Genomic DNA, 9,465 nt, shown 5'->3' with positions numbered 1-9,465 from the left:
CCGCCCGGCGGGGGCTCGGTCGCTGGGTTGGCGCACTCGGTGCCGGTGCGCGGGCGGGGGCCGGGGGGGGCCTGCGCGGCGGTGTGCGCCGGGGCCGGGGCCGGGGTCCGCTCCGGAGCGGACCCCGACGTGGTGGCCGATGTCGAAGTCCCGGTGGAAGGAGCGGTACCGGTGGAAGGCGAGGACGCCGCGGCGCTCGCCGCGGCGGCGGCCGTGGCCGACGCGGCCGCCGTCTCCGCCGCGGCACGCCGGGCCCGCTCCGCGCGCAGAAGCGCCTCCTCGGCCTTGCGCTGCTTCTCCAGACGCCGGGTCTCCGCCTCGGCGCGCAGCCGGGCCTCCTCCTCGGCCTGCTTGCGCAGCCGTTCCTGCTCGGCGGCCCTGACCTTCTCCTCGGCGAGCAGACGGGTCCGCTCCTCCTCGGCCCGGCGGCGGGCGTCCTCGGCGCGCTGCCGGGCCTCCTCCGCCTGCCGTTCGGCCTCGCGGCGCTGGGCCTCCTCCAGCTCGCGCTGCTTGCGTTCCTCCTCCTCGGCGCGCAGCCGGGCGAGCTGTGCCTGGCGCTCGCGCTCCTGGCGCTCCTCCTCGGCCTTGCGGGCGGCCTCTTCCTCGGCCTTGCGCCGGGCTTCCTCCTCGGCCGCCTTGCGTGCCTCCTCCTGGGCCTTCACCTCGGCCTCGGAGAGCGGCAGCATCACGTCGAGGCGGTGCCGGACGACGGTGGTGACCGCCTCGGGCTCCTGCGCCGCGTCGACGACCAGGTAGCGGCCGGGGTCGGCCGCGGCCAGCGTCAGGAAACCGGACCGCACGCGCGTGTGGAACTCGACGGGCTCCGACTCCAGCCGGTCGGGCGCCTCCGTGAAGCGTTCGCGCGCCGCCTCCGGGGAGACGTCGAGCAGGACCGTGAGGTGGGGCACCAGTCCGTTGGTCGCCCACCGGTTGATGCGGGCGATCTCGGTCGGCGAGAGGTCGCGGCCCGCGCCCTGGTAGGCCACCGAGGAGTCGATGTAGCGGTCGGAGATGACGACCGCACCGCGCTCCAGCGCGGGCCGCACCACCGTGTCCACGTGCTCCGCGCGGTCGGCGGCGTACAGCAGCGCCTCCGCGCGGTGCGACAGGCCCGCCGACGACACGTCCAGCAGGATCGACCGCAGCCGCTTGCCGACCGGTGTGGCGCCGGGCTCGCGGGTCACCACGACCTCGTGGCCCTTGGCCCTGATCCACTCGGCGAGCGCCTCGGCCTGGGTCGACTTCCCGGCCCCGTCACCGCCTTCCAGGGCGATGAAGAACCCGTTCCCGGCGGGCGTCGGCAGCGGGTCGTCGCCGCCGCGCAGCGCGTCCAGCAGGTCGTGGCGCAGCGGCACGCCCGAGCGGTCGTCGACCTTGGCGAGCACCAGGGCGGCGACGGGCAGCAGCAGGGCGCCCACCAGCATCAGGGTGAAGGCGGCACCGCCGTGCGCGAACACGAACTTGCCGTTCTCCAGGCGGTGGGGTCCGATCGCCGCGGCCACCAGGGGCGCGAGCAGGGCGCCGAGCGCCACCGAGACCCGTACGACCGCGTGCAGGTGTTCGGTGGTGCGTGCCCGCCGGTACTCCTCGGTCTCCTGGTCGAGCAGCGCGTGCCCGGTGTTCGCGGCGACGCCCGCGCCGACGCCCGCGAGGGCGACGATCAGCAGCACGGTGGTGACGTCCGGGACCAGGCCGGCGGCGAGCAGGGCGATACCGGTGAAGGCGATGGCGAGCGAGAGCAGCCGGCGGCGCGACAGCGACGGGAGCACCTTGGCGGCGGTACGGATGCCGACGACGACACCGCCGGTCAGGGCCAGCACCAGCAGCCCGTACGTGACCGGTCCGCCGCCCAGGTCCTTGGCCTGCAGCACGGAGACGGCGACGGCGGCCGCGATCGCCGCGGCGACGGCCGCGCAGGCCAGCACCAGGAGCGGGATCACGCCGGTACGGCCCTTGTCGACGCCGGTGCCCGTCCTGGGGCGACGCAGGCCCTCCAGGGGCGAGCGGGCCCGGGGGGTGCGGGTGTCGGGCAGTTCGAGGAAGGTGAGCACGGAGAGCGAGGCGGCGAACAGCCCGGCGGCGACGTACGAGGCGAGCGCCCCCTGGTGCTGGTCGAACCAGGCGATCCCGGCACCGAGCAGGTTGTTGACGAGGGACACCACGACGAGCGCCGCGGCCGCGATCGGCACCGCCGCGAAGGCGGTACGCAGGGACAGGCGCCGCAGCGCGTCCATGTGGTCCGGCAGCGGGCGCACGGTGGCGCCCTCCAGGGGCGGCCCCGGCAGCAGCGCGGGGGCGGCGCCCTCGCGGCTCACCGTCCAGAAGCGCTCGGCCACACCGGTCACGAACGCGACGACCAGGAGGACGGCAAGGGCGTCGTCCGGTGTCCAGTCGATCCACAGAGGCGCGACGATCAGCAGCAGGGCGCGCAGGCCGTCGGCGCCGACCATGGTCCAGCGCCGGTCGAGCGGGCCGTCCTTCGAGGTCAGCGAGGTGAGCGGGCCCAGCAGGACCGCCCCGAAGAGCAGCGTCGCGAGCACGCGCGCCGCGAAGACCGCGGACACCGCGAGGGCGACGCCGCGGTAGCCGCCGCCGAAGGAGCCCTCGGCGACGGCCGCCTGGAGGACGAGCACGACCAGCACGAGCAGGGCCAGGGCGTCGGCCACACTCCCTACGAGGTGGGCGCCCCACAGGCGTTTCAGCTGCGGCTGGCGCAGCAGCGCGCGCACGGCGCGCTCGCGCGAATCCGCGACCAGGGCGTCGTCGGGGGCCGGAGTGTGGGCCGTAGGCTGCTCGGCTCGCGTCATTCTGCAAGCCTATCGGGACCCACTGACTGTCCGAAGGGGTGCCCGAACATGTGGACGCCCCCACACCGGAAGGTGCGGAGGCGTCCACATGTGCGGGGCGGTGCCGGCCCGGTCTCAGCTCTCGGAAGCCGCCGTCTTCTTGGCGACCGTCTTCTTGGCGGGCGCCTTCTTGGCGGCCGTCTTCGACGTCGTCGTCTTCTTCGCGGCGGCCTTCTTGGCCGGGGCCTTCTTGGTGGCCGTCTTCTTGGCGGCGGCCTTCTTCGCGGTCTTCTTGGCCGGGGCCTTGGCGCGCTTCTCGGCGAGCAGCTCGTAGCCGCGCTCCGGAGTGATGTCCTCGACGCTGTCGCCGGACCGCAGGGTCGCGTTCGTCTCGCCGTCGGTCACGTACGGCCCGAAACGGCCGTCCTTGACGACGACGGGCTTCGCGCTGACCGGGTCCTCGCCCAGCTCCTTCAGCGGCGGCTTGGCGGCCGCACGGCCACGCTGCTTGGGCTGGGAGTAGATCTCCAGCGACTCTTCGAGCGTGATGGTGAAGAGCTGGTCCTCGGTCTGGAGGGAGCGCGAGTCCGTGCCCTTCTTCAGGTACGGCCCGTAGCGCCCGTTCTGCGCGGTGATCTCCACGCCCTCGGCGTCCTTGCCGACGACGCGCGGCAGGGACATCAGTTTGAGGGCGTCCTGAAGGGTCACCGTGTCCAGCGACATGGACTTGAAGAGGGACGCGGTGCGCGGCTTGACGGCGTTCTTGCCCGTCTTCGGGGTGCCCTCGGGGAGCACCTCGGTGACGTACGGGCCGTAGCGGCCGTCCCGCGCGATGATCTGGTGGCCCGACTCCGGGTCGTTGCCGAGTTCGAAGTCGCCGCTCGGCTTGGCGAGCAGTTCCTCGGCCAGCTCGACGGAGAGTTCGTCCGGGGCCATGTCCTCGGGCACGTCCGCGCGCTGGTGGTTCTCGGAGTCCTTCTCGCCGCGCTCGACGTACGGGCCGTAGCGGCCCACGCGGAGCACGATGCCCTCGCCGACGGGGAAGGAGGACACCTCGCGGGCGTCGATGGCGCCCAGGTCGGTGACGAGCTCCTTGAGGCCGCCCAGGTGGTCGCCGTCGCCGTTCCCGGCCTCGGCGGCGCCGGTGGCCTCGCCCTCGCCGAAGTAGAAGCGCCTGAGCCACGGCACGGCGCGCGCCTCGCCCCGCGCGATGCGGTCGAGGTCGTCCTCCATCTTGGCCGTGAAGTCGTAGTCGACGAGCCGCCCGAAGTGCTTCTCCAGGAGGTTGACCACGGCGAAGCTCAGGAAGGACGGCACCAGGGCCGTGCCCTTCTTGAAGACGTAGCCGCGGTCGAGGATCGTGCCGATGATCGACGCGTACGTCGACGGGCGGCCGATCTCGCGCTCTTCGAGCTCCTTGACCAGCGAGGCCTCGGTGTAGCGGGCCGGCGGCTTGGTGGCGTGGCCGTCGACCGTGATCTCCTCGGCGGACAGCGGGTCGCCCTCGCCGACCTGGGGGAGACGGCGCTCGCGGTCGTCGAGTTCGGCGTTCGGGTCGTCGGCGCCCTCGACGTAGGCCTTCAGGAAGCCGTGGAAGGTGATCGTCTTGCCGGACGCGCTGAACTCGGCGTCCCGGCCGTCGGCGGCGGTGCCGGCGATCTTCACCGTGACGGAGTTGCCGACCGCGTCCTTCATCTGGGAGGCGACGGTCCGCTTCCAGATCAGCTCGTACAGCTTGAACTGGTCGCCGGTCAGACCGGTCTCGGCCGGGGTGCGGAAACGATCACCCGAGGGACGGATCGCCTCGTGCGCCTCCTGCGCGTTCTTGACCTTGCCGGCGTACGTGCGCGGCTGGGCCGGCAGGTAGTCGGCGCCGTACAGCTGCGTGACCTGGGTACGGGCGGCGGTGATCGCCGTGTCCGAGAGGGTCGTGGAGTCCGTACGCATGTACGTGATGAAGCCGTTCTCGTACAGCTTCTGGGCCACCTGCATGGTGGCCTTCGCGCCGAAGCCGAGCTTGCGCGAGGCCTCCTGCTGGAGGGTCGTCGTGCGGAACGGCGCGTACGGCGAACGGCGGTACGGCTTGGACTCGACCGAGCGGACCGCGAAGGCCGTGTCCTCCAGGGCGGCGGCGAGCGCGCGGGCGTTCGTCTCGTCCAGGTGGAGCGTGTTCGCGCCCTTGATCTGGCCGAGCGAGTCGAAGTCGCGGCCCTGGGCGACGCGCTTGCCGTCGACCGCGGTGAGACGGGCCACCAGGGAGGACGGGTCGGACGCGTCCCCACGGCGGCCGGTGCCGAAGGTGCCGGTCAGGTCCCAGTACTCGGCGGACCGGAAGGCGATGCGCTCGCGCTCCCGTTCGACGACGAGGCGGGTCGCCACGGACTGGACGCGGCCCGCCGACAGACGCGGCATGACCTTCTTCCACAGGACCGGCGAGACCTCGTAGCCGTAGAGCCGGTCCAGGATGCGGCGGGTCTCCTGGGCGTCGACCATGCGCTGGTTGAGCTCGCGCGGATTGGCGACGGCGCTGCGGATCGCGTCCTTGGTGATCTCGTGGAAGACCATCCGGTGGACGGGGACCTTGGGCTTCAGGACCTCGAGGAGGTGCCACGCGATGGCTTCGCCCTCGCGGTCCTCATCGGTGGCGAGGAAGAGCTCGTCGGAGTCCTTCAGCAGGTCCTTGAGCTTCTTGACCTGGGCCTTCTTGTCAGCGTTGACCACGTAGATCGGTTGGAAGTCGTGCTCGACGTCCACGCCGAGGCGGCGCACCTCGCCGGTGTACTCCTCCGGCACCTCCGCCGCGCCGTTGGGGAGGTCGCGGATGTGCCCGACGCTCGCTTCGACGACATAGCCGGGGCCGAGATAGCCCTTGATCGTCTTCGCCTTGGCAGGCGACTCGACGATGACGAGTCGGCGGCCGCCGTGTGCGGTGTCGCTGGTCGGGGACAACTTCGCTCTTCTCTCCGGTCGACGCAGGGGGTCTCCCCAGGCCTTGGTCCCGGGGGTCGGGTCATGCTGACGCTGCGGAGTGTGACGGTACATCCCGCCCCCGTGTCAAACGGGAAAAGCCCGCAACGGCCACTCGAACGGTAACCCGACTACCGCCATTCCTGCCGCCCGGAGTACGCAGCTGCCCTTTCGAACCCATCCGGAGCGTGATCCCCCGGTTACCGGGGTCCCGGTTCTCACACGCGCGTGAAACACCACATCCCGAGTGCCAGCGCACCTGCTCCGGCGACGCTCGCGACCGTCGCCGATGCGACGCGGTTCACACCGGCGGCGATGGGCTCGCCCTGCCGCAGCCGCACCACCGTCCACGTCAGCAATGCGGCTCCGAACAGGGCGAACGCCGTCCCCACGAAGATCGCCGGTCCACTTTCCATCGATATGCCTTCCACCCCGGGTCCCAGGCTCGGGAGGCTGGCACGTCCCGGAAGCGGCTGTACGAACCTGCGGTGAACGCAGGGCGTACGGCACCCCATCGGCGGCCCTGAACGGCTCCGACCGCACCCGGTGTGGCGTCCCTCCGGGGGGTGTCCTCGCGTCGTCGGAGCGACTCGCCGGGCGCGGAACTGTGGCGAATTCGTCGTTCCCCTTCCGCGTCCTCGCCCGTCCGAGTCCTCACCGGCCCGCGTCCTCCTCGACCCGCGTCGTCACCGGTCCGCGTCCTCACCGGTCCCCGTCCTCACCGACCGGTTCACCCGTGCCTTGCCGGCCGGTCGCGCGTCCCGAGGTACCGGACACGCTTTCCCGGCCGGTGAGCGGCGCACCCGCGGGTGGACCGCCCCGAGCGTCCGCCGCCGGACGCAGGTTGGCCAGATTCACATCCCGGCGCCGGCGGCCCCGCCGAGAGGGCCTGTCGGACGACTCTGGCGAAGGGGCCCGATCGGGGAACCGTGGAGACTGCGCCGGACGGCGGACTCCAGAGACGGCTGCGCCGGACGGCGGACTCCGGAGACGGGGCCGCAGGTGGGACTCCGGCGAAGACCTGACCGATGAGCCCGGGCAGCGCGAAGTGACGCGGGCCCGACGACGGGTCGAGTCGAAGGGCCCCGGAGGAAGGTCCGGACGAAAGATCCTGGAGTGGCCCGGACGGGGGATCCTGGAGGAGGGTCCGGACGGGGGAACGCGCGTCCCTCGTCACTCCGCGGGCTCGAGGAACCCCTGTTCCACCAGCAGCCGGATCTGACCGGGCGTCCGGTCGCGCAGCAACACCGGATCCTCACCGACCAGTTGCGCGATGGCGTCGAGGATCCGCCCGGCGCTCAGCGTGCCGTCGCACACACCCGCGAAGCCCGCGCCGACCGTGTCCACCTTGGTGGCCCGCCGCATCCCGCGGTTCTGGCGCAGCACCACGTGCTCCGGGTCCTCGGCGCCGGGCAGCCCGACCTGCTCCTGGACCACCTCGGCCGTGAGCCTGAAGTGCCCGGCGAGCAGCGCCGCGTCGTCGCTGGCCCGCAGAAAGTCGACACGGGCGAAGTGCGCGCGCACGGTGTCGCCGAGCGGCTGCTCGACGGGGTGCGGCCACTCCTCGACCGTGATCGAGGGCTCGGCGGCCGCCGTCCTGCGCAGCGTGATCCACCCGAAGCCGACCGCCTTGACCTTGCGCGCCTCGAACTCGTCCAGCCAAGCGTCGTACCGCGCCTGGTACTCGGCCGGGTCCGCGCGGTGGTCGCCCGCGTCGCGCAGCCACAACTCCGCGTACTGCGTGATGTCCTGGACCTCGCGCTGCACGATCCACGCATCACAGCCGCGCGGCACCCAGGAGCGCAGCCGGTCCTGCCAGTCCTCACCCTCCACGTGCTGCCAGTTGGCCAGGAACTGGGCGTATCCCCCTTCGTTCAGCCGGTCCCCCGACTGCTGAACGAGCGTGCGGCACAGATCGTCCCCGCCCATCCCGCCGTCACGGTAGGTGAGCCGGGCGCCGGGCGAGATGACGAAGGGCGGGTTGGAGACGATCAGGTCGTACGTCTCGTCGTCCGGGACCGGCTCGAAGAGCGAGCCCTCGCGCAGATCGGCCGCCGGGGCGCCGGAGAGCGCCAGGGTGAGCGCGGTGATGTGCAGCGCGCGCGGGTTGAGGTCGGTCGCGGTCACGCGCGTGGCGTGCTGGGCCGCGTGCAGGGCCTGGATGCCGGAGCCGGTGCCGAGATCGAGCGCGGCGGCGACGGGCTCGCGGACCGTGATCCCGGCCAGGGTCGTGGACGCGCCGCCCACACCGAGGACCACGCCCTGCTCACCGCTGCCGATGCCGCCCGCGCCGCCGACGGCGCACCCGAGGTCGGACACGATGAACCAGTCCTCGCCACCGGGTCCTCCGTACGGCCGGACGTCCACCGTCGCGGCGACCTCGTCCCCGCCCACCCGGGACAGCCAGCCGCTCTCCAGGCAGTCCTCGACCGGCAGCACGTCGGCCACGCGCGCGTGCGGCACGGGCTGCTGGAGCAGGAACAGCCGGACGAGCGTCTCCAGGGGTGTGTCCCCGCGGGTCGCCCGGAGCGCGGGGACGGTCTCGCTGCGCGCCAGCGCCGCGTAGGCGGGTGCGCCGAGCAGGTCGAGCATCCCGTCGGCGGTGAACGAGGCGCCCAGCAGGGCGTCCCGCAGCCGGGCGGCGACGTCGACGCGGTCGGACGAGGGCAACGGTGGCAGGCTGGTGTGACTCACATCCCCCATTGTGTCCGCTCCCGCCGACCGGCACGCACTCCTGTGGACAGCGGCGCGCACTCCTGTGGACGGCCGCGCGCAGGCCTGTGGACAAGCGGAACGTGCACCTGTGGACACACCCGCCGAGGACCCGGCACGCGGGCGCGCCGGGTCCTGGTTCGGACACGTGTCGTGTCCCTCGCCGGGTCCCGGTTCGGACACGCGTCCGGTCCTGGCGGGTCCCTTGCCGGGTCCTCGTCGGGCGGGCGGTCGCTCGCCCGACGAGGGGTCAGCCCTGGGCCGCGGAGGGCGACGACGCCGACTTGCAGCTCGCCTGCTTCGCCATCGCCTTGCCCACGTCGCCCTCCTCAAGCTTCTTCAGCGCGTCGTTGCCGCTCTGGCTCAGCTTGGCGAGCTGCGTCGCGATGCCCTTGAGGCCGTCCGCGAACTTCGCCTGGTCCTTCGTGTCGAGCCCGTCGACCTGCTTCTTGAGTGCGGCGTAGGACGCGGAGATGCCGTTGAGTTCCTTCACCGCGTCCGTCTGCTTCTTCTTGCCGTCGGTGACGTCGGGCGCGCCGGCACCGTCGACGGCGGCGCCGATCGCCTTGTAGGCGTCGGACATGTCCTGGAAGGCCTGCGCGTCCGTCTTGCGGACGGCGTCCGGCGCGCTGTTGTCCGAGGTCTCCTTCTGGATCGCGGCGTTGGCGGCCTCGATCTTCTTGGCCTGCGGCTGTACCGCGTCACAGACCTGCTTGGCCCAGGAGTTCAGCTTGTCGTTGTTGCCGTTGTCGCTGCTGCTGCATCCCGACAGCGCCAGTACCAGTACCGCACCGCCGGACAGTACGGCCGTGAGCTTCTTGTTCACCGGATTGGTCCCTTCCATGGCTCTCGGCCCCGGAACATACACGCCATCCGGGCGACAGCCGCGGGCCGTGCACCCGGTTCACCCCTTATTGAAGCCATTTGCACCAAGCGAGAGAAGGCTCACGGCGGGGATGCGCACCCACGCGGAGCGGGCGGGCGGCGTGTCAATACACGC

Annotated in this window: 5 protein-coding genes; all 5 read right to left on the bottom strand. The window is 72.3% G+C overall.

Annotated features, from left to right (window positions below; genetic code table 11):
- Window positions 1-2,807: dTMP kinase (tmk, locus tag ACFV2J_RS14535; protein WP_385438817.1), on the bottom strand; the 2,807-nt coding region annotated here is incomplete at its 3' end.
- 114 nt (window positions 2,808-2,921) lie between these two features.
- Entirely contained in the window at window positions 2,922-5,735 is a 2,814-nt protein-coding gene (gene topA, locus ACFV2J_RS14530; RefSeq protein WP_385093240.1) for a type I DNA topoisomerase, read from the bottom strand.
- A gap of 236 nt (window positions 5,736-5,971) precedes the next feature.
- Entirely contained in the window at window positions 5,972-6,169 is a 198-nt protein-coding gene (locus ACFV2J_RS14525; RefSeq protein WP_385438814.1) for a hypothetical protein, read from the bottom strand.
- Window positions 6,170-6,926: 757 nt separating this feature from the next.
- Window positions 6,927-8,447: a methyltransferase gene (locus ACFV2J_RS14520; RefSeq protein ID WP_385093234.1), complete on the bottom strand. Its 1,521-nt coding sequence runs from the start codon at window positions 8,445-8,447 to the stop codon at window positions 6,927-6,929.
- Window positions 8,448-8,715: 268 nt separating this feature from the next.
- Entirely contained in the window at window positions 8,716-9,309 is a 594-nt protein-coding gene (locus ACFV2J_RS14515) for a small secreted protein (RefSeq protein ID WP_385438811.1), read from the bottom strand.
- Window positions 9,310-9,465 lie beyond the last annotated feature (156 nt).

Origin of the sequence: Streptomyces sp. NPDC059668 (assembly GCF_042734135.1) — a bacterium.
Lineage (GTDB): Bacteria > Actinomycetota > Actinomycetes > Streptomycetales > Streptomycetaceae > Streptomyces.
The sequence above is the reverse complement of the archived record's forward strand: the minus strand, read 5'-3'. Positions and strand labels throughout refer to the sequence as shown.

What these genes read in the sequence shown, in the direction of transcription:
- ACFV2J_RS14525 (WP_385438814.1), bottom strand. Translation starts at nt 6,169, where the DNA reads ATGGAAAGTGGACCGGCGATCTTCGTGGGGACGGCGTTCGCCCTGTTC.
- ACFV2J_RS14515 (WP_385438811.1), bottom strand. Translation starts at nt 9,309, where the DNA reads ATGGAAGGGACCAATCCGGTGAACAAGAAGCTCACGGCCGTACTGTCC.